19 protein-coding genes are annotated in these 18,267 nt (G+C 68.3%); 10 read left to right on the plus strand and 9 right to left on the minus strand.

What is annotated here, in order from left to right; translation table 11 throughout:
* Positions 1-112 precede the first annotated feature (112 nt).
* Positions 113-577: a pilus assembly protein gene (locus WS96_RS19500; RefSeq protein WP_059834741.1), complete on the plus strand. Its 465-nt coding sequence runs from the start codon at positions 113-115 to the stop codon at positions 575-577.
* Entirely contained in the window at positions 574-1,020 is a 447-nt protein-coding gene (locus WS96_RS19505) for a type IV pilin protein (RefSeq protein WP_059834662.1), read from the plus strand. Before WS96_RS19500 ends, WS96_RS19505 begins: the two co-directional genes overlap by 4 nt.
* Positions 1,021-1,073: 53 nt before the next feature.
* On the opposite strand, the gene WS96_RS19510 is transcribed toward WS96_RS19505, so the two are convergent.
* The 3 genes from WS96_RS19510 to WS96_RS19520 all read right to left on the minus strand — a co-directional run bounded on the left by WS96_RS19510 (position 1,074) and on the right by WS96_RS19520 (position 2,372).
* The gene (locus WS96_RS19510) at positions 1,074-1,517 is read right to left on the minus strand and encodes a DUF3318 domain-containing protein (RefSeq protein ID WP_034206527.1); all 444 of its coding nucleotides are present in this window, start codon (positions 1,515-1,517) and stop codon (positions 1,074-1,076) included.
* A 43-nt stretch (positions 1,518-1,560) separates the two neighbouring features.
* Positions 1,561-1,950 (minus strand): phage holin family protein, encoded by a 390-nt coding sequence (locus tag WS96_RS19515; RefSeq protein ID WP_059501079.1) that lies wholly within the window; start codon positions 1,948-1,950, stop codon positions 1,561-1,563.
* A gap of 119 nt (positions 1,951-2,069) precedes the next feature.
* A complete protein-coding gene (locus tag WS96_RS19520) occupies positions 2,070-2,372 on the minus strand; it encodes a DUF883 family protein (RefSeq protein WP_006494044.1) in 303 nt (100 codons plus the stop codon).
* 317 nt (positions 2,373-2,689) lie between these two features.
* Between WS96_RS19520 and WS96_RS19525 the strand changes: the two genes are divergently transcribed.
* Positions 2,690-3,328 (plus strand): peroxiredoxin, encoded by a 639-nt coding sequence (locus WS96_RS19525; RefSeq protein WP_006476788.1) that lies wholly within the window; start codon positions 2,690-2,692, stop codon positions 3,326-3,328.
* A gap of 125 nt (positions 3,329-3,453) precedes the next feature.
* Here WS96_RS19525 and WS96_RS19530 read toward each other — a convergent pair whose 3' ends face one another.
* Positions 3,454-4,641: an acyl-CoA dehydrogenase gene (locus tag WS96_RS19530; protein ID WP_059834664.1), complete on the minus strand. Its 1,188-nt coding sequence runs from the start codon at positions 4,639-4,641 to the stop codon at positions 3,454-3,456.
* A gap of 215 nt (positions 4,642-4,856) precedes the next feature.
* On the opposite strand from WS96_RS19530, the gene WS96_RS19535 reads away from it, so the two are divergent.
* Together WS96_RS19535 and WS96_RS19540 are read left to right on the plus strand one after the other, a co-directional pair.
* Positions 4,857-5,648, plus strand: coding sequence for an IclR family transcriptional regulator (locus tag WS96_RS19535; protein ID WP_059834666.1), 792 nt, complete (start codon positions 4,857-4,859; stop codon positions 5,646-5,648).
* 165 nt (positions 5,649-5,813) lie between these two features.
* Complete coding sequence (locus WS96_RS19540) at positions 5,814-6,224, plus strand: GFA family protein (RefSeq protein WP_059834668.1); 411 nt, start codon at positions 5,814-5,816, stop codon at positions 6,222-6,224.
* Positions 6,225-6,409: 185 nt separating this feature from the next.
* Here the strand turns inward: WS96_RS19540 and WS96_RS19545 are convergent, their stop codons facing one another.
* Positions 6,410-7,213, minus strand: coding sequence for an EAL domain-containing protein (locus WS96_RS19545; protein WP_034206532.1), 804 nt, complete (start codon positions 7,211-7,213; stop codon positions 6,410-6,412).
* A 362-nt stretch (positions 7,214-7,575) separates the two neighbouring features.
* Here WS96_RS19545 and WS96_RS19550 point away from each other — a divergent pair, with 362 nt between their 5' ends.
* The 5 genes from WS96_RS19550 to fahA are packed head-to-tail and all read left to right on the plus strand — an operon-like array spanning position 7,576 to position 13,499.
* On the plus strand, positions 7,576-9,228 hold the full coding sequence (locus WS96_RS19550; RefSeq protein ID WP_059834743.1) for an FAD-dependent oxidoreductase: 1,653 nt from the start codon (positions 7,576-7,578) through the stop codon (positions 9,226-9,228).
* A 31-nt stretch (positions 9,229-9,259) separates the two neighbouring features.
* Entirely contained in the window at positions 9,260-9,490 is a 231-nt protein-coding gene (locus tag WS96_RS19555) for a DUF2783 domain-containing protein (protein ID WP_059834670.1), read from the plus strand.
* Positions 9,487-10,848 (plus strand): MFS transporter, encoded by a 1,362-nt coding sequence (locus tag WS96_RS19560; protein WP_059834672.1) that lies wholly within the window; start codon positions 9,487-9,489, stop codon positions 10,846-10,848. The genes WS96_RS19555 and WS96_RS19560 overlap by 4 nt, the downstream gene beginning before the upstream one ends.
* A gap of 15 nt (positions 10,849-10,863) precedes the next feature.
* Positions 10,864-12,198, plus strand: coding sequence for a homogentisate 1,2-dioxygenase (gene hmgA, locus WS96_RS19565; RefSeq protein ID WP_059834674.1), 1,335 nt, complete (start codon positions 10,864-10,866; stop codon positions 12,196-12,198).
* A complete protein-coding gene (fahA, locus tag WS96_RS19570; RefSeq protein WP_059834676.1) occupies positions 12,195-13,499 on the plus strand; it encodes a fumarylacetoacetase in 1,305 nt (434 codons plus the stop codon). The genes hmgA and fahA overlap by 4 nt, the downstream gene beginning before the upstream one ends.
* A gap of 206 nt (positions 13,500-13,705) precedes the next feature.
* On the opposite strand, the gene WS96_RS19575 is transcribed toward fahA, so the two are convergent.
* The 4 genes from WS96_RS19575 to WS96_RS19590 form a co-directional block, all read right to left on the minus strand.
* Complete coding sequence (locus tag WS96_RS19575) at positions 13,706-14,866, minus strand: MFS transporter (RefSeq protein ID WP_059834678.1); 1,161 nt, start codon at positions 14,864-14,866, stop codon at positions 13,706-13,708.
* 93 nt (positions 14,867-14,959) lie between these two features.
* Entirely contained in the window at positions 14,960-16,129 is a 1,170-nt protein-coding gene (locus WS96_RS19580; RefSeq protein WP_059834680.1) for an MFS transporter, read from the minus strand.
* A gap of 223 nt (positions 16,130-16,352) precedes the next feature.
* Positions 16,353-17,090 (minus strand): 5,6-dimethylbenzimidazole synthase, encoded by a 738-nt coding sequence (gene bluB, locus WS96_RS19585; protein ID WP_059834682.1) that lies wholly within the window; start codon positions 17,088-17,090, stop codon positions 16,353-16,355.
* A gap of 172 nt (positions 17,091-17,262) precedes the next feature.
* Positions 17,263-18,261, minus strand: coding sequence for a 2-hydroxyacid dehydrogenase (locus tag WS96_RS19590; protein WP_059834684.1), 999 nt, complete (start codon positions 18,259-18,261; stop codon positions 17,263-17,265).
* Positions 18,262-18,267 lie beyond the last annotated feature (6 nt).

The raw sequence follows: 18,267 nt of genomic DNA on the forward strand, positions 1-18,267 counted from the left end.
GCAGAGAGCATGCGCGGGCCGTTCGGCGGCGAGCCCGCGCGAGCCGCACATGTGTTTGCGCTCGACCCGCCGCGCCTGGCGTCGCGACGCGGGTCTTGCGTTGCCCGCGGTGATCGCGGTCGGCGCAGCGATCGCGGCACTGACCGGCACGTGGTTCGACGCGGCATTGACGGAGTCGCGCCGCACCCGCGCGTTGTCGGATCGGCTGATCGCCTTCCACGCGGCCGATGCCGCGCTTGCCGCGTGCACCTCGCGATTGCTGCGCGGCTCGGCGCCGTATGTGAACGAAAGCGAATCGCATGCGGAACCCGTCGCATGGCGACGCATACCGCCGCTGGCGGCGGTCGAAGCATTCGCGCCATTCGCCGGTTGGCCGACGGCGGCGCAACCGCCGCGATGCTTGATCGAGGCGTGGCGGCGTCCGGCAGGGCAGGCCGGCGAGCGCGCTTACCTGATCACCGCGCGCGGCGTCGGTGCGCACGCGTCGAGCGCCGTGTGGCTGCAACACCAGGTCGCGATACGGGACGGCCACATCGTCGTGCTGCGCTGGCGTCGTGTCGCGGCGGTGCTTCGATGAACGGCCGCCTGTCGATGTGCCGAGCGGCGGGATTCACGCTGATCGAACTGATGATCGTGCTTGCGATCGTCGCGGTGCTGGCCGGGTGGGGAATTCCGTCGTATCGCGAGCATGTCGCGCGTGTTCACCGCGCGTCGGCGGTGAACACGCTGTACCGTGCGGCCCAATATCTCGAAACGCTGGACGGTGCGCCGCCTGCGGCATTGCCGGATGCGCTCGCGCACGCGCCGCCGGACGGGCATGCCGTGTATCGATTGACGCTCGGGCGGCCGGACGGCGACGGTTCGCCGGTGAGCTATGAACTGGCAGCGACGCCGCTCGACACCGGCCCGATGCGCGACGATGCATGCGGCACGTTCACGCTGCGCTCGGACGGGACGAAGGGCAATGCAGGAAACGACGGCGCCGACGAACCCGGCGCGGCCTGCTGGGGCGGGCGCTGAGTTCGCAAGGAAGGCGCGCAGCGGCTGCGGCCGTGCGCGCGGGGATGCGACGGTCAGTCGTCGTGTGCGTCGAGCCCGCGCTCGTCGCGGGACTGCTTCCAGATCCGGTAGACCTCCCACGCGGCGAAGCCGAGCGTGCCCCACTTCAACGCGGGGCCCGCACTCGCGCGCAGCAGCGAGCGAACGGGTTTCGCCAGCACGAGCGACGCGAGCGAGCTCAGCATCGGATACTGGTTGACGAGCTGACCGAGGCTTGCGTTCAGGTTCTTCGCCGACTGGCCGAACTTGTGGGAGGACAGGCCGGGGATGAACACCTTGAGCCAGCTGAAGCGCGTGACGGCCTGACGCATTTCGGCGGCGGCTTCCGCGAGTTCGAGCCGCTCGACTTCGGATCGCAGGATCAGCAGTTCCTTGCGGAGCGCGCGGTGCTGCGATGCGCTCCAGTTCGATCGCGACGAATGGGAGCGGGATGAATTGCCCGTGATGTTCTGGCTCATGGCGCGTCGGCGAGATAGGTGGGAGGGATGAGCGCGAGGGCGTTCACGACTTGCCGCGGAACAGGTCGCGGTCTTTCTCGAGTTCGGCGAGCGTCGCCTCGAATACGGTCGGCGCGTCGCGCAGGCCCGAGCGGGCCTTCAGCGCGCACACGATGCCGCCAACGGCATACAGCGCGGTGATCGCGGCGAGCGCCTGCCAGCGGTAGGTATCCCAGAACGCGATCGCGACCAGCACGGTCAGGCTGATGAGCGCCATCGTCGCGAGCATCATCGCGGCGAGTCCGAGGAACAGCACGCCCATCAGGCGCTCCTTCTCCTCGGCGAGCTCGATGCCCACCAGTTCGAGGCGCGTCTGCAGAAGGCCGATGGCGGAGCCGACGAGGCGGCGCAGCGGTCCTTGACCGGACGGCTGCGAGGGGGTGTCTGTCGTCATGGATGAGGGACTTGCGCGTGCAGTGAGCAGCTAGGACAAAGCCGGCCGGCGCAGCCGGCTGGCTTCGACGCCCGCGGGCCGCGCGACGCGGCCTGCGGGACGAAACGGCGCCAAGCGCGTTACTTGCGGTTGATCAGCAGGCCGATCAGCACGCCGACGCCGGCGGCCACGCCGATCGACGTCCACGGATGCTCGTGCACGTAGTCGTCGGTCGCGCGCGCGGCCTTCTTGCCTTTCTCGACCACCACGACCTGGACGTCGGCCGCCTTTTCCTTGGCCTGCTTCAGGCGAGACATGGCCTTCTCGCGCAGCTCGGCCGCACGGTCGCCCGTGCTGCTCGCCGCTTGCTTGAGCAGGTCTTCGGCGTCCGAGAGAACGGTTTTGATATCCGACATCAGTTTCTCCTTGTTGATTTCCGACATTGCAACTCCCTTCGTGCTGTCATGCTGCAGGTTCACATCGTAGCGAAACCCCTGCCTGCTGGCGAGCCGGGAAGACACACGGCGGCAGCGCAAGACTGCATGGTAAACGACTTGTAATCATGAACAGAGCCACAAAGGATTGAAAAGTTTCCCTCGCGGCCCTCCGCCCTGCGACGACGCCGGGTAAAAATGACAAAAAAGTATGAATATCAAACGGAATAATCGTTCGCACGGCCCATTGCTTCCCGTAAGCTGATGGACTGCCCCGCGCTGTCCGGCGCGCGGTTTCAACCAGCATCGTTCGAGGAGGGAACATCATGAGTCTGCGTCTTGGCGACATCGCACCGGATTTCGAGCAGGAATCGAGCCTGGGCACCATCAAGTTTCACGAGTGGCTCGGCAACAGCTGGGGTGTCCTGTTCTCCCATCCGGCCGACTACACGCCGGTGTGCACGACCGAACTCGGGCTGACCTCGAAGCTGAAGGGCGAATTCGAGAAGCGCAACGTGAAGGTGATCGCGCTGTCGGTCGACGGCGTCGAATCGCACAAGGGCTGGATCAACGACATCAACGAAACGCAGTCGACGGTCGTGGGCTTCCCGATCATCGCCGACGCGGATCGCAAGGTATCGCAGCTGTACGACATGATTCACCCGAACGCGAACGAAACGCTGACTGTGCGTTCGCTGTTCGTGATCGACCCGAACAAGAAGGTGCGGCTCACGATCACCTATCCGGCCAGCACGGGGCGCAACTTCGACGAAGTGCTGCGCGTGATCGATTCGTTGCAACTGACCGACAATTACAAGGTCGCGACGCCCGGCAACTGGAAGGACGGCGACGACGTCGTGATCGTGCCGTCGCTGCAGGATCCGGAAGAGTTGAAGAAGCGCTTCCCGAAGGGCTTCAACGCGGTGCGTCCGTATCTGCGCCTGACGCCGCAGCCGAACAAGTAAGCAGCGGCAGCCCGGAGCCGCGGCTCCGATGACGAAGGCCCGCCCGGCAGCGATGCCGGGCGGGCCTTTTCCGTGGCGGCGGGCGCGGGCGCGGCATCGCTGCCGCGGGCGTCATGGCCGGATCGTCAGAAGAATGCCTGGATACCCGTCTGCGCGCGGCCGAGGATCAGCGCGTGGATGTCGTGCGTACCTTCGTACGTGTTGACCACCTCGAGGTTCACGAGGTGGCGCGCGACGCCGAATTCGTCGGAGATGCCGTTGCCGCCGAGCATGTCGCGCGCGAGGCGGGCGATGTCGAGCGCCTTGCCGCACGAATTGCGCTTCATGATCGACGTGATTTCGACGGCGGCCGTGCCTTCGTCCTTCATCCGGCCGAGGCGCAGCACGCCTTGCAGGCCGAGCGTGATTTCGGTCTGCATGTCGGCGAGTTTCTTCTGAATCAACTGGTTCGCGGCGAGCGGCCGGCCGAACTGCCGGCGGTCGAGCACGTACTGGCGCGCGGTGTGCCAGCACGACTCGGCGGCGCCGAGCGCGCCCCACGCGATCCCGTAGCGCGCCGAGTTCAGGCAGGTGAACGGGCCGCGCAGGCCGCTCACGTTCGGCATCAGGTTCTCTTCGGGCACGAACACCTCGTCGAGGACGATCTCGCCGGTGATCGATGCGCGCAGCCCGACCTTGCCGTGGATCGCCGGCGCCGACAGGCCCTTCCAGCCCTTCTCGAGGATGAAGCCGCGGATCGCGTCCTTGCCATTTTCTTCCAGCTTCGCCCACACGACGAACACGTCGGCGATCGGCGAGTTGGTGATCCACATCTTCGCGCCGGACAGCGAGTAGCCGCCCGGCACCTTCTTCGCGCGCGTGACCATGCTGCCCGGATCGGAGCCGTGGTCCGGCTCGGTCAGACCGAAGCAGCCGATCCATTCGCCGGTCGCGAGCTTCGGCAGGTATTTCTGCTTCTGCGCGTCGGAGCCGAATTCGTGGATCGGCACCATCACGAGCGACGACTGCACGGACATCATCGACCGGTAGCCCGAATCGACACGCTCGACTTCGCGCGCGATCAACCCGTAGCTCACGTAGTTGAGGCCGGGGCCGCCGTATTCCTCGGGAATCGTCGGGCCGAGCAGGCCGACCTCGCCCATCTCGCGAAAGATGGCCGCGTCGGTGCGTTCGTGGCGGAACGCTTCGGTGACGCGCGGCGCGAGCTTGTCCTGTGCGTACGCTTGCGCGGCATCGCGGACCATTCGCTCTTCCTCGGTCAGTTGCTGGTCGAGCAGCAGCGGATCGTCCCAATGAAAAGTTGCAGCACTCATCGTCTCATCTCCTGTCGGCCCGAGTGGCGCTGACTCGGCCCCATGCTTTGCGGTCGGTCGGAGCGGGCGCCTCGGCGTCGACTCCGCCCCCGTGTTTTTCGATCGGGCAGAGGGGGCGCTTCGGTGCTTGCTCCGGGCTGATGCGTGAAGTTCGCTTGACTTGCGTTCCGCTGTGCGGAACAATGTTTTGCAAATCGAATTCAGTGTAGCACCGGATGACACTTTCAACCATCGACGACACCCCGATCGACGAGCGCAAGTTCGTCGTCGCGCTCGCGCGCGGGCTCGACCTGCTGCGCGCCTTCCGGCCCGGCGAGACGATGCTGGGCAATCGCGATTTCGCGGAACGCACGGGCCTGCCGAAAGCGACGGTGAACCGGCTCGCCTATACGCTGACGGTGCTCGGCTATCTGCGCTACGACGAGACGCTCGGAAAGTATGCGCTGGACGCCGGCGTGCTGTCGCTCGGCTACGCGCTGCTGTCGGGCTCGGGGACGATCGATCTCGCGCGGCCGCACATGCAGGCGCTGGCGCGCGAGATCGGCGCGGCGGTGTCGCTCGGCTGCCGCGACGGGCTCGACATGATCTACCTGGAGACGATCCGCAGCGAGACCGCGTTGACGCTCGGGCTCGCGCCCGGTTCGCGGCTGTCGATGCTGACGAGCTCGATGGGGCGCGCGTACCTGGCCGTGCAGCCGGAGGACGCGCGCCGCGCGCTCTATGCCGAACTGCACCGCGCGGCCGGCGGCGCGGCCGACGCCGATGCGCTCGTCGAGGCCGCGCAGCACGCGGTGGCCGAGTTCTCGACGGGCGGTTGCTGCTATTCGTTCCGCGCGTGGCACATGGACGTGAACGCGGCGGCCGTGCCGTTTCGCGAGCCGCGCGAGGGGCGCTGGCTGATCCTGAGCTGCAGCGGCCCCGCGTCGTCGATGGACGAGGACGTGTTTCGCACGCAGGTCGGACCGCGACTGAAGGCGCTCGCGCAGCGGCTCGGGCCGACGATCTGAGCAAGCGCGCGGGCGTTGCCGTTGCGCGGCAACCGGTTGGTTCGCGCCGGGGCGGCGTAAGGCGTAAAGCGTGGGGCGCGGAGGCGGCGCGCCGCCGTCGCGTATTGCGCGACGGGAGAACCGCGCTCATCATCGTTCGCGTGCTTCCCGACGACGAGGTTTGCAATGGCGCACGCCGAACCGATGGAAGGCGGATGCGCGTGCGGCGCGATCCGCTACCGTATCGCCGACGTTCCCGCCGACGCGGGCTTTTGCCACTGCCGGCTCTGCCAGCGCACGACCGGCGCGGCGGTCGTTGCGTCGGCATCGGTGCCGATCGGCGCATTCGAATACCTGCAGGGCGAACCGACCGTCTATGCATCGAGTGCGTGGGGCGAGCGGCGCTTCTGCGGCCGTTGCGGCGCGCAACTCGAATACCGGCGCTCCGACGCGCCGCAGACGGTCGAGATCAATTCCGCGACGCTCGACGAACCGTCGCGGCTGCGTCCGGCGTGGCATGTCTGGTACGGGGATCGTTTCCCCGGCATCGAGATCGACGACGATCTACCGAAGTACGCCGACGGCGGACCAGAATAGGCGCACATCGGCGCCGCGGCACCGGCGTCGAGCGCGCGCAAGCGCGTCCGGCCTTGCTGCATGAACGAACCAGGAACCGACCGGCGTCGTGCCACGCTGCGTGCCGAAACCCGATCCGCGAAGCGACACGACACCGGCGTGCGCCGTCCGGCGCGCCGCTGCCGCGCGCCTTCCCCGCCGATCGCTCAGGCCGTCACGACCTTCGCGAACACCGGCCCCTGCATGAACCGCACGTCGTGCTGGCGCAGCAGCTCGCACTGCGTCTCGTCGACGACGCCGTCGAAGATCAGCGGAATCCGCACGCGCTGTGCGTAGGCGACGAGCGCCTTGACCATCCCGTCGCGCAACGCGATGCCCGCATCCATCTTGATGTAGTCGGGGCGCGCCATGTCCGATTCGACCGCGAGGATGCGGCCCGGGTCCGGCAGCTTGTCCGCGACCTTGAACCCGTGATGCTGGTAGCTGCGCGTCAGGTAGCCGAGGAACGTCTTGTGGGCGACCGCGACCGCCGGCAGCTCGATCACGATCCGCTCGGGCGGCAGCCCGAAGCGCTGCAGCACCGACGAGAAATGCTTGCCGTGGTCGTATTTCACGCTCTTGAGCAGCCGCTCGTGCACGCGCAGGAACAACAGCCCATGGCGCTGCGCCCCGAAGAAATTGATCGCGTGCAGCGCGCGCGACAGGCGGTCGATCGCGACCAGCGTCTGGTCGTCGACGGCCGCGTCGACCGGATCGTGCTGCGCGCCCGTGACGAGCGTGACGGCCTGGAAGCCGAGCTCGTCGCCGTAGCGCTCGATCGCATCGGCGAACGACGTCGATTGCGGCGAGCCGGGCATCGTCACGTCGTAGATCGGCTCGTACGCGCTGGCGAGCGTGCGCTCGGGCAGATTCGCGCACGCGGTGCCGCCCTCGGCAAGCGCGAGGTGTTCCCGCAGATACGGCAGTTGCCCGGCACGGGCGACCAGCTCGGGGATGGTAGGCGGAATCATCGGCGTGAGAAGGAAAAATGGCGGCCGAAAGGGCCGCCTCGTTGACTTGATATTAGCAGTGCGCGCCGCGCTCGGCTCGGCGTTTCACTCATATGGTTATCCCGTCCCCGCGCCGATGCCTAGGGTTTACGTTGATTTCACTATTCGTAATTGGTTTTACTATTCGTAAATCCAGAATGTGTCGCCGATCCGGCAATGCGGCATGCGGGCGCCGCGAAACGGCGCAGTTCGCGAATCAACGGGAAGCAAGGAGCGAGACGTGGCGGTTGACAGGACAGGCGGGCAGGCGCACCGGCAGGAGACGGACGGCACGACGGGCGCGGCGGTGCGCGCACGGCGCGGTTGAGGAGCGGATGGCGACCATGAGCATCGATTACCAGACGCTGAAGTTCGAGTACCGCGCCCGCGCGCACGACGCGGCCGTCCACCCGGTGATCGTCGTCGGCGCGGGCCCGGTGGGCCTCGCGGCCGCGATCGACCTCGCCCAGCAGGGCGTACCCGTCGTGCTGCTCGACGACGACGACACGCTGTCGACCGGCTCGCGCGCGATCTGCTTCGCGAAGCGCACGCTCGAGATCTTCGACCGGCTCGGCTGCGGCGAGCGCTTCGTCGACAAGGGCGTGAGCTGGCACGTCGGCAAGGTGTTCCTGCAGGACGAGCAGCTTTACGCGTTCGACCTGCTGCCCGAGGAAGGGCATGCGCGCCCCGCGTTCATCAACCTGCAGCAGTACTACGTTGAAGGCTATCTGGCCGAGCGCGCGTTCGAGCTGCCGAACATCGACATCCGCTGGAAGCACAAGGTGACGGGTATCGAGCAGTCGGCCGAACACGCGGTGCTGACGGTCGAGACGCCGGACGGTGTCGCGACGCTGCGCGCGCAGTACGTGATCGCGGCCGACGGCTCGCGCAGCCCGATGCGCACGATGATGGGTCTGGAAAGCCGCGGCCGCACGTTCAAGGACCGCTTCCTGATCGCCGACGTGAAGATGAAGGCGGAGTTTCCGACCGAGCGCTGGTTCTGGTTCGATCCGCCGTTTCACCGCAACCAGTCGGTGCTGCTGCACCGCCAGCCCGACAACGTGTGGCGCATCGACTTCCAGCTCGGCTGGGATGCCGATCCCGTCGCCGAGAAGCAGCCGGAGCGCGTGATCCCGCGCGTGCGCGCGCTGCTCGGGCCGGACGTCGAGTTCGAGCTCGAGTGGGTGAGCGTCTACACGTTCCGCTGCCAGCGGATGGACGCGTTCCGGCACGGCCGCGTGCTGTTCGCGGGCGATTCCGCGCACGGCGTGTCGCCGTTCGGCGCGCGCGGCGCGAACAGCGGCGTGCAGGACGCGGACAACCTCGCGTGGAAGCTGAAGCTGGTGCTCGACGGCCATTCCGCCGACGCCCTGCTCGATACGTATGCGAGCGAGCGCGAGTTCGCGGCCGACGAGAACATCCGCCACTCGACGCGCTCGACCGACTTCATCACGCCGAAGAGCGCGGTGTCGCGTGTGTTCCGCGATGCGACGCTGAAGCTCGCGCGCGACTGCGAGTTCGCGCGCAAGCTGGTGAACAGCGGGCGCCTGTCGGTGCCGGCCGTGCTCGCCGATTCGCCGCTCAACACGCCGGACCGCGCCGGCGACGCATTCGCCTGCGCGATGCGGCCGGGCGCGGCGGCGGCCGATGCGCCGGTGCGCGTGCAGGGCGCGCCGGGCTGGCTGCTGCAGCATCTGCGCGGCGGCTTCACCGGCGTGCTGTTCGGCTTGCCGGGCGACGCGGCGGCGCTCGCGCAGGCCGTCGGCGCTCTCGCGCTGCCGGTGCGTCCCGTGCTCGTCGTGCCGGCCGGGCACGCGCAGCCGGTGGCCGGCGTCGACGTCGTGGAGGACGTCGACGGGCTCGCCGCGCGGCGCTACGACGCGCAGCCCGGCACGTTCTACCTGTTGCGCCCCGACCAGCACGTCTGCGCACGCGCGCGCACGCTCGACCGTCAGGCGATTGCCGACGCACTGGCGCGCGCGACCTGCGCCCGCTGATACGACAAAGAAAGACACCGGAGACACCGTCATGCCCCCACTCGATACCCGCCCGCGCCTGGCCGACCCCGACGCGTTCTACGAAGCGCTGATCGACATGCATCGCGACCTGTCGGAGGCCGACAGCCAGCTCGTCAACGCGAAGCTGATCCTGTTGCTCGCGAACCAGGTCGGCGATGCCGACGTGCTGCGCGAAGCGATGGCGCTCGCGCGCCAGGGCGTGACGCCGCCCGTGCATCCGGCCGCCGAGGTCGCGCAATGAGCGCGGCGCCGGCCGACGCGCGCGTGCTCGAAGTCGAGCGCGTGATCGACGAGACCCATCGCCCGGGGTTTCACTGGATGCTGCTGATGCTGTGCGGGCTATGCCTCGTGATCGACGGGTTCGATGCGCAGGCGATGGGCTACGTCGCGCCCAGCGTGATCGCCGAATGGGGCGTGCCGAAGCAGGCGCTCGGGCCGGTGTTCAGCGCGAGCCTGTTCGGGATGCTGCTCGGCGCGCTCGGGCTGTCGGTGCTGGCCGACCGGATCGGCCGGCGCCCGGTGCTGATCGGCTCGACGCTGTTCTTCGCGGCGACGATGCTCGCGACGCCGTTCGCGAGCTCGATTCCCGTGCTGATGGCGCTGCGCTTCGTCACCGGCCTCGGCCTCGGCTGCATCATGCCGAACGCGATGGCGCTGGTCGGCGAGTTCAGCCCGGCCGCGCATCGCGTGAAGCGGATGATGATCGTGTCGTGCGGCTTCACGCTCGGCGCGGCGGTCGGCGGCTTCATCAGCGCGGCGCTGATTCCGGCGCTGGGCTGGCGTTCGGTGTTCTTCGTCGGCGGTGCGGTGCCGCTCGTGCTGACGATCGCGATGCTCGCGCGGCTGCCGGAGTCGCTGCAGTTCCTGGTGCTGAAAGGGCGCGTCGCGCAGGCGCGCGACTGGCTCGCGCGATTCGCGCCGGAAGCCGGCATCGATGCGAATACGCGGCTCGTCGTGCGCGAGCGTGCCGCGAGCGGCGCGCCGGTCGCCGAGCTGTTCCGCCACGGCCGCCTGCCGGTCACGCTGCTGCTGTGGGCCATCAGCTTCATGAACCTGATCGACCTGTACTTCCTGTCGAACTGGCTGCCGACCGTGATGCGCGACGCCGGCTATTCGCCGAGCACGGCGGTGATCGTCGGCACGGTGCTGCAGACGGGCGGCGTGATCGGCACGCTGTCGCTCGGCTGGTTCATCGAACGTCACGGTTTCGTGCGCGTGCTGTTCGCGTGCTTCGCGTGCGCGGCCGTGTCGGTGGGGCTGATCGGCTCGGTCGCGCATGCACTGCCGTGGCTGCTGGTCGTCGTGTTCGCGGGCGGGTTCTGCGTCGTCGGCGGGCAGCCGGCCGTGAACGCGCTCGCGGGCCAGTATTACCCGACGTCGCTGCGCTCGACCGGCATCGGCTGGAGCCTCGGCATCGGCCGGATCGGCTCGGTGCTCGGGCCGCTCGTCGGCGGGCAACTGATTGCGCTCAACTGGTCGAACGGCGCGCTGTTCCACGCGGCCGCGGTGCCCGTGCTGTGCTCGGCGCTGTTCGTGCTGGGCCTGGCGGGCGTCACGCGGCGCAGCGGCGCGCAGGCGCCGAACGCGGCCCTGAATTGATGGAGAAAGGAAACGATGACGCTTGACCTGTCGACACCGGCGACCGCCGGCTACCTGAGCGGTTTCGCGAACGAATTCGCGACCGAGGCGCTGCCCGGCGCGCTGCCGCACGGGCGCAACTCGCCGCAGCGCGCGCCGTACGGGCTGTACGCGGAGCAGTTGTCGGGCACCGCGTTTACCGCGCCGCGCGGCCACAACCGCCGCGCGTGGCTGTACCGGATTCGCCCGGCCGCCGTGCACCGGCCGTTCGAGCCGTACGCGGGCCCGCAGCGGCTCGTGTCGGAATTCGGCGATTCGGCCGACGTGCCGCCGACGCCGCCGAACCAGTTGCGCTGGGATCCGCTGCCGATGCCGGTCGAGCCGACCGATTTCGTCGACGGGCTGGTCACGATGGCCGGCAACGGCTCGGCCGCCGCGATGAACGGCTGCGCGATCCACTTGTATGCGGCGAACCGCTCGATGCAGGACCGCTTCTTCTACAGCGCGGACGGCGAACTGCTGATCGTGCCGCAGCAGGGGCGCCTGTTCATCGCGACCGAATTGGGCCGGCTCGACGTCGAGCCGTTCGAGATCGCGGTGATTCCGCGCGGCGTGCGCTTTACCGTCGCGCTGCCGGACGGCGACGCGCGCGGCTACATCTGCGAGAACTTCGGTGCGCTGCTGCGCCTGCCGGATCTCGGCCCGATCGGCTCGAACGGGCTCGCGAACCCGCGCGACTTCCTCACGCCGCAGGCCGCGTACGAGGATCGCGAAGGCGCGTTCGAACTCGTCGCGAAGCTGAACGGGCGCCTCTGGCGCGCGGACATCGGCCATTCGCCGCTCGACGTCGTCGCGTGGCACGGCAACTACGCACCGTATAAATACGACCTGCGCCTGTTCAACACGATCGGCTCGATCAGCTTCGACCATCCCGATCCGTCGATCTTCCTCGTGCTGCAGGCACAGAGCGACACGCCGGGCGTCGACACGATCGACTTCGTGATCTTCCCGCCGCGCTGGCTCGCGGCCGAGGATACGTTCCGCCCGCCGTGGTTCCACCGCAACGTCGCGAGCGAGTTCATGGGGCTCGTGCACGGCGCGTACGACGCGAAGGCCGAGGGCTTCGTGCCGGGCGGCGCGAGCCTGCACAACTGCATGTCGGGCCACGGTCCCGATGCGGACACGTTCGAGAAGGCGTCCGCGAGCGATACGACGAAGCCGCACAAGGTCGACGCGACGATGGCGTTCATGTTCGAAACCCGCACGCTGATCCGGCCGACGCGCTACGCGCTCGACACCGCTCAGCTGCAGGCCGATTACTTCGAATGCTGGCAAGGCATCAAGAAACACTTCAATCCGGAGCAAAAGTGAGCGATACCCAAGACTGGCGCGCGACGCTCGACCCGGCTCGCAAGAGCTGGGTCGACACGGCGAACGATCCCGCCTGCGATTTCCCGATCCAGAACCTGCCGTTCGGGATCTTCAGCGATGCGAAGCAACCGGCGCGCCGTGCGGGCGTCGCGCTGGGCGACCGGATCGTCGATCTCGCCGCGCTCGCGCGTGCGGGCCTCCTGACGCTGCCGGCCGGCGCCGATGCACTCGCCGCGCCGACGCTCAACGCGTTCATCGCACTCGGCCGCGACGCGTGGCGCAGCGTGCGCGTGCAGTTGTCGAACCTGTTCTCGCGCGACAACGCGCGGCTGCGCGACGATGCGGTGCTGCGCGCGCAGGTGCTCGTCGCGCAGCGCGATGCGACGCTGCATCTGCCGGTCGAGATTCCCGGCTACACCGATTTCTATTCGTCGAAGGAGCACGCGACCAACGTCGGCTCGATGTTTCGCGATCCGAAGAATGCGCTGTTGCCGAACTGGTCGGAAATGCCGATCGGCTACAACGGCCGTGCGTCGTCGGTGGTCGTGAGCGGCACGCCGGTGCGGCGCCCGAACGGGCAACTGAAGCTGCCCGACCAGGAGCGCCCGGTGTTCGGCGCGTGCCGCAAGCTCGACATCGAACTGGAGACGGGCTTCATCGTCGGCCAGGGCAATGCGCTCGGCGAGCCGATCGCGTGCGAGGATGCGGAAGCGCATATCTTCGGGATGGTGCTGCTGAACGACTGGAGCGCGCGCGACATCCAGCAGTGGGAGTACGTGCCGCTCGGCCCGTTCAACTCGAAGGGCTTCGCGACGACGATCTCGCCGTGGATCGTCACGCTCGACGCGCTCGAACCGTTTCGCGTCGCGCAGCCGGAGCAGTCGCCGCAGCCGCTCGCGTATCTGCGGCATGCGGGCAAGCATGCGTTCGACATCGCGCTCGAAGTGACGCTGCGCGCCGAGGGGGCGGCCGAAGCGACGTCGATCTGCCGCACGAATTTCAAGCACATGTACTGGACAATGGCGCAGCAGTTGGCGCATCACACGGTGGCCGGCTGCAACACGCGCGTGGGCGACCTGATGGGTTCGGGCACGATCAGCGGGCCGACCAAGGATTCGTTCGGCAGCCTGCTCGAACTGACGTGGAACGGCAAGGAGCCGGTCGCGCTGAACGGCGGCGGCAGCCGCACGTTCATCGAGGACGGCGACGAGCTGACGCTGAAGGGATGGTGCCAGGGCGACGGCTATCGCGTCGGCTTCGGCACGTGTGCAGGCAAGATTTTGCCGGCGCGGCGTGCTTGACGGACCGCAGCGCGAGAAGTCGCGCGCAGGCCGGCCACGCTAGTACGGCATGACGGGGCGGTCCGCATTGCGCGGGCCGTTTTTCGTTTATCGGAGCATGGGTGCGAGCGGGCCGACGCGTATCGATGCATGATGTTGCGCGCCAACGCCAACGCCAACGCCAACGCCAACGCCAACGCCAACGCCAACGCCAACGCCAATCTGCATCAGACCGCGCGTTGCACCGCCGCGCGTCGTTCCCACAACGCGGCCGCGACGAACGCGGCGACGCAGGCGACCAGCACGCCGACCAGCGCGTTGCTGCCCAGTTGCTCCATCAACGCGCCCGCAACCAGCGGGCCGCCGAAGCTCGCGGCGCTCCACGACGCCGACACGAGCGAGCTCGCGGTGACGAGCGCCGCGCCGCGGAAACGTTCGCCGCACGCGACGAGCGACAGCGTATAGATGCTGCCGGCCGCCGCGCCGAGCACGAACAGCAGCGGCCAGCACAGCCACGGGTTCGCGATCACGAACGGCAGCAGCGGCAGGCCCGCGAGCACGATCCAGCCGGCGCCGAGATGCACGCGTTCGCGGCCGAGCTTGTCCGCGAGCCAGCCGATCGGGAACTGCATCGCGGTATCGCCGAACAGCATGATCGACGCGAGCAGCACGGCGGTCGCGCTCGCGACGCCGTGATCCATCGCGTAGAGCGGCAGCAGCGACAGCGCGAGCGTGTCGAACAGCGCGAAGAAGCCGGTGCCGATGATCAGCGCGGGCATGCGCGGCAGCACGTCGAGCCAGCGGCCGTGCGCGTCGTGATGCGCGTCGTCGCCGGCGAGCGGCGCACGGCGGATCGTCGCGAGCGTTGGCAGCGCGAGCAGGAACAGCGCGCCGCACAGCGCGAAGCGGATGCTCGTCGCGCCGGCGATCTGGCTGACGAGCACGGGGCCCGCCATCTGGAACAGCGTGAAATTGGTCGCGTAGATCGCGACGACGCGGCCGCGCGTCGAATCGTCGGCGAGCTGGTTGACCCACGCCTCGCCGATCGTGAACAGCAGCATCAGCGCGGCGCCGCACAGCACGCGCAGCACGCCCCACAGGACCAGGTTCGACGTGAACTGCATCAGCGCGGTGGCGGCCGCGAGCAGCACGACCGACACGACGATCGCGCGGCGCGCGCCGATATGCCGCGCGAGCGCGGTGACGAACGGGACGATCGCGAGGCCGCCGAGGGCCTGCGCGGCCGTCAGCATGCCGACGACGTTGGTGCCGTGTCCGGCTTCGGTCAGTGCAAGTGCAGTGAGCGGCAGCGTGGCGCCGGTGCCGAGGCCGACGACCGCGACGCTCAGGATCAGCGCGAGGAAATCGCGATTGAGAATGGCTTTCATCGGCCGCGATGCTACACCGCGATCGTTGAAAGGTCCATGAAGGCCATCAGGTTCGGATGGCGTTGTGTCCGCAACGATCGCATGAGGGTTATGTCATACGTACTCGGTCGGCACGGCCACCGGGCGGCGTTCGAGCGACGCCGACCACAGCGTGAGCGCGAGCGCGGCGACGGCCATCGCGACGCCGACCCACGGCAGGTTCACGAGCGACACGCCGGAGCCGATCGCCATGCCGCCGAGCCACGCGCCGGTCGCGTTGCCGAGGTTGAACGCGCCCTGGTTCAGCGTCGATGCGAGGTTCGGCGCGTCGCTCGCGCGATCGACGATCATGATCTGCAGCGGCGGCACGATCGCGAACGCGAGGATGCCCCACACGAAAATCGTCGCGAGCGCGGCGAACGGCACGTGCATCGTGCCCGCGAACAGTGCGAGGACGATGCCGATCAGCGCGAGCGTCGCGATCAGCGACGGCATCCGGCGCCAGTCGGCGAGCTTGCCGCCGAGCGTGCCGCCGACCGTCAGGCCGAGGCCGAACAGCAGCAGCACGTAGGTGACCTGGCGTGGCGAGAAGCCCGTCACGTCCTCGAGGATCGGCGTGATGTACGTGAACACGCTGAACAGGCTCGCGGACGCGAGCACGCTGATGCCGAGCACCATCAGCACCTGCGGGTGCTTGAGTACGCCGAATTCGCGCGTGATGCTGGTGTCGGGCATCGCGAGGTTTTTCGGCAGGCATACCGCGAGCGCCGCGGCCGCGACGAGGCCGATGCCGGTGACGGCCCAGAACGTCGCGCGCCAGCCGTACGCCTGGCCGAGCGCGGTGCCGAGCGGCACGCCGAGCACGTTCGCGAGCGTGAGGCCGGTGAACATCAGCGCGATCGCCTGCGCGCGGCGGTTCGGCGCGACGAGGTTGCTCGCGACGACCGAGCCGATCCCGAAGAACGCGCCGTGGCAGAACGCGGTGACGACGCGCGCGGCCATCAGCACCCCGTAGCCGGGCGCGATCGCGCAGAACAGGTTGCCTGCGATGAACAGCCCGATCAGGCCCATCAGCGCACGCTTGCGCGGCATCTTCGCGGTGACGATCGCGAGGATCGGTGCGCCGACCGTCACGCCGAGCGCATAGCCCGACACGAGCATCCCGGCGGCCGGGATCGACACGCCGAGGTCGCGCGCGACGTTCGGCAGTAGGCCCATGATCACGAATTCGGTGGTACCGATTCCAAATGCGGCGACGGCAAGGGCGAAAAGAGGCAGGGGCATCGCGGTAGGCTCGGGAAAGGATGCCGCTCGAGCCAGGCGCGGGATGCGCGGGACGGGCGGTCGGTCGGGCGAACGTCAGCCGCGATTCTACTTCAGTGAAAACCCCTATGCTTGGGGCCAAAACAGTTGTTGCCGGCGTGCGACGGGGCGGCGGGCGGAAGGCTCCTCCGGTTGGATCGGCGGCGATTCGGCGGCGGCGCGACGGTGGCTGCCGAACCGTGCATCAGGCGATGCGTTCGGGCGTTCCGTCGGGCATCGCGCCCGAATTCTTTTTCATTTCGGTATCCGCCGGCGACGCAGCCGATCCGGCCCCGTCGATCGCCGCCGGCGCGTCCCAGCCGTTCTCGAACAGGCAGGCTTCGATCGGCATCCGCGCGGCCCAGCGTTCGGCTTCGAGCATCGGCTTCGCATAGAACGCATCGACGTGCCCGACGCACAGCACGGCGATCGGCTTCGCGCCGTCGGGCATTCGCAGCAGCGTGCGCAGCGCATCGACATCGAACAGCGACACCCAGCCCATCCCGAGGCCTTCCGCGCGCGCCGCGAGCCACATGTTCTGGATCGCGCACGCGGCGGATGCCAGATCCATTTCCGGCAGCGTGCGGCGGCCGAACACATGGCGCTCGCGGCCGTCGGCGAGCGCGACGACCAGGAGCTCGCCGCATTCGCGCACGCCCTCGACCTTCAGCCGCATGAACTCGTCCTGACGCTCGCCGAGCGCGTCGGCGGTCGCGCGGCGCTCGGCCTCGACCAGCGCGTGAATGGCGGTGCGCAATGCGGGATCGGTGACGCGGATGAAGCGCCACGGCTGCATGAAGCCGACGCTCGGTGCGTGATGCGCCGCGCGCAGCAGCCGCGCGAGCACGGCCGGATCGACGGGCGCCGGCGTGAAGTGGCGCATGTCGCGCCGTTCGAAGATGGCGCGATAGACGGCGGCGATGTCGGAATCGTCGAAACGCATGAGCGGCAAAGGCAGGGAAGGACGTCGGCGCAACGATAACAGACGGCGCGCACGAAACGTTACTTCGGGCGAAACAATGCGCTGAATTGTTGACGAGGTTGGGTGCGGTGCGCAGCAACGGGCAAGAGCAAACGATTGCGGATGCGCTGCTGGCCGTCAAACGGGCTGTTTTTCAACGGTTTGGCATGACGACGTTCTGCGGCGCGCCCGCATGCCATGCCTCGATGTTCAGCAGCGTCGTGTGCGCGATCTCGGCCAGCGCCTCGCGCGTGAAGAATGCCTGATGCGACGTGACGATCACGTTCGGGAACGTCAGCAGGCGCGCGAGCACGTCGTCCTGCAGCGGCAGGTCGGAGTGATCCTCGAAGAAGAGCCCGCTTTCCTCTTCGTACACGTCGAGCCCGAGATGGCCCAGCTGGCCGCTCTTGAGCGCGTCGACCAGCGCCTGCGCATCGACGAGGCCGCCGCGCCCCGTGTTGATCAGCATCGCGCCGTGCTTCATCCGCGCGAGCGTGCGTTCGTTGATCAGGTGGTGTGTCGACGGCAGCAGCGGGCAATGCAGGCTGACGATGTCGGCGTGATGCAACAACTCGTCGAGCTCGACGTAGCGCGCGCCGAACGCGATCAGCTCATCGTTGTACGGCGGCACCGAGTGCGCGAGCACATGCATCCCGAACCCCATCATGATCTTCGCGAACACGCTGCCGATGATGCCGGTGCCGATCACGCCGACGGTCTTGCCGTGCAGGTCGAAGCCGAGCAGGCCGTTCAGCGAGAAATCGCCTTCGCGCGTGCGTGCGACGGCGCGCGGCAGGCGGCGGTTGAGCGCGAGGATCAGCGCGACCGCGTGCTCGGCGACCGCATGCGGAGAATACGCGGGCACGCGTACGACCGCGACGCCGAGCCGTTCGGCGGCGGCGAGGTCGACATGGTTGAAGCCCGCCGAGCGCAGCGCGATCAGCCGCGTGCCGCCGTCGGCGAGCCGCTCGAGCACGGCCGCATCGACGGTGTCGTTGACGAACGGGCAGACGACGTCATAGCCGTGCGCGAGGATCGCCGTTTCCGCGTCGAGGTGCGACGGCTGGAAGTGCAGCCGATAGCCGAACTGCCGGTTGGCGGCGGTGAATGAATCGTCGTCGTACTGCCGGCTGCTGAACAGGATCACGCGCACGCTGCA

This window comes from Burkholderia sp. MSMB1835 (genome assembly GCF_001526365.1).
Taxonomy (GTDB): Bacteria; Pseudomonadota; Gammaproteobacteria; order Burkholderiales; family Burkholderiaceae; genus Burkholderia.

What these genes read in the sequence shown, in the direction of transcription:
- bluB (WP_059834682.1), bottom strand. Translation starts at nt 17,090, where the DNA reads ATGCGTTTCGACGATTCCGACATCGCCGCCGTCTATCGCGCCATCTTC.
- WS96_RS19515 (WP_059501079.1), bottom strand. Translation starts at nt 1,950, where the DNA reads ATGACGACAGACACCCCCTCGCAGCCGTCCGGTCAAGGACCGCTGCGC.
- WS96_RS19505 (WP_059834662.1), top strand. Translation starts at nt 574, where the DNA reads ATGAACGGCCGCCTGTCGATGTGCCGAGCGGCGGGATTCACGCTGATC.
- WS96_RS19520 (WP_006494044.1), bottom strand. Translation starts at nt 2,372, where the DNA reads ATGTCGGAAATCAACAAGGAGAAACTGATGTCGGATATCAAAACCGTT.
- WS96_RS19510 (WP_034206527.1), bottom strand. Translation starts at nt 1,517, where the DNA reads ATGAGCCAGAACATCACGGGCAATTCATCCCGCTCCCATTCGTCGCGA.
- hmgA (WP_059834674.1), top strand. Translation starts at nt 10,864, where the DNA reads ATGACGCTTGACCTGTCGACACCGGCGACCGCCGGCTACCTGAGCGGT.
- WS96_RS19525 (WP_006476788.1), top strand. Translation starts at nt 2,690, where the DNA reads ATGAGTCTGCGTCTTGGCGACATCGCACCGGATTTCGAGCAGGAATCG.
- WS96_RS19530 (WP_059834664.1), bottom strand. Translation starts at nt 4,641, where the DNA reads ATGAGTGCTGCAACTTTTCATTGGGACGATCCGCTGCTGCTCGACCAG.
- WS96_RS19575 (WP_059834678.1), bottom strand. Translation starts at nt 14,866, where the DNA reads ATGAAAGCCATTCTCAATCGCGATTTCCTCGCGCTGATCCTGAGCGTC.
- WS96_RS19545 (WP_034206532.1), bottom strand. Translation starts at nt 7,213, where the DNA reads ATGATTCCGCCTACCATCCCCGAGCTGGTCGCCCGTGCCGGGCAACTG.
- WS96_RS19560 (WP_059834672.1), top strand. Translation starts at nt 9,487, where the DNA reads ATGAGCGCGGCGCCGGCCGACGCGCGCGTGCTCGAAGTCGAGCGCGTG.
- WS96_RS19580 (WP_059834680.1), bottom strand. Translation starts at nt 16,129, where the DNA reads ATGCCCCTGCCTCTTTTCGCCCTTGCCGTCGCCGCATTTGGAATCGGT.
- WS96_RS19540 (WP_059834668.1), top strand. Translation starts at nt 5,814, where the DNA reads ATGGCGCACGCCGAACCGATGGAAGGCGGATGCGCGTGCGGCGCGATC.
- WS96_RS19555 (WP_059834670.1), top strand. Translation starts at nt 9,260, where the DNA reads ATGCCCCCACTCGATACCCGCCCGCGCCTGGCCGACCCCGACGCGTTC.
- WS96_RS19535 (WP_059834666.1), top strand. Translation starts at nt 4,857, where the DNA reads ATGACACTTTCAACCATCGACGACACCCCGATCGACGAGCGCAAGTTC.
- WS96_RS19550 (WP_059834743.1), top strand. Translation starts at nt 7,576, where the DNA reads ATGAGCATCGATTACCAGACGCTGAAGTTCGAGTACCGCGCCCGCGCG.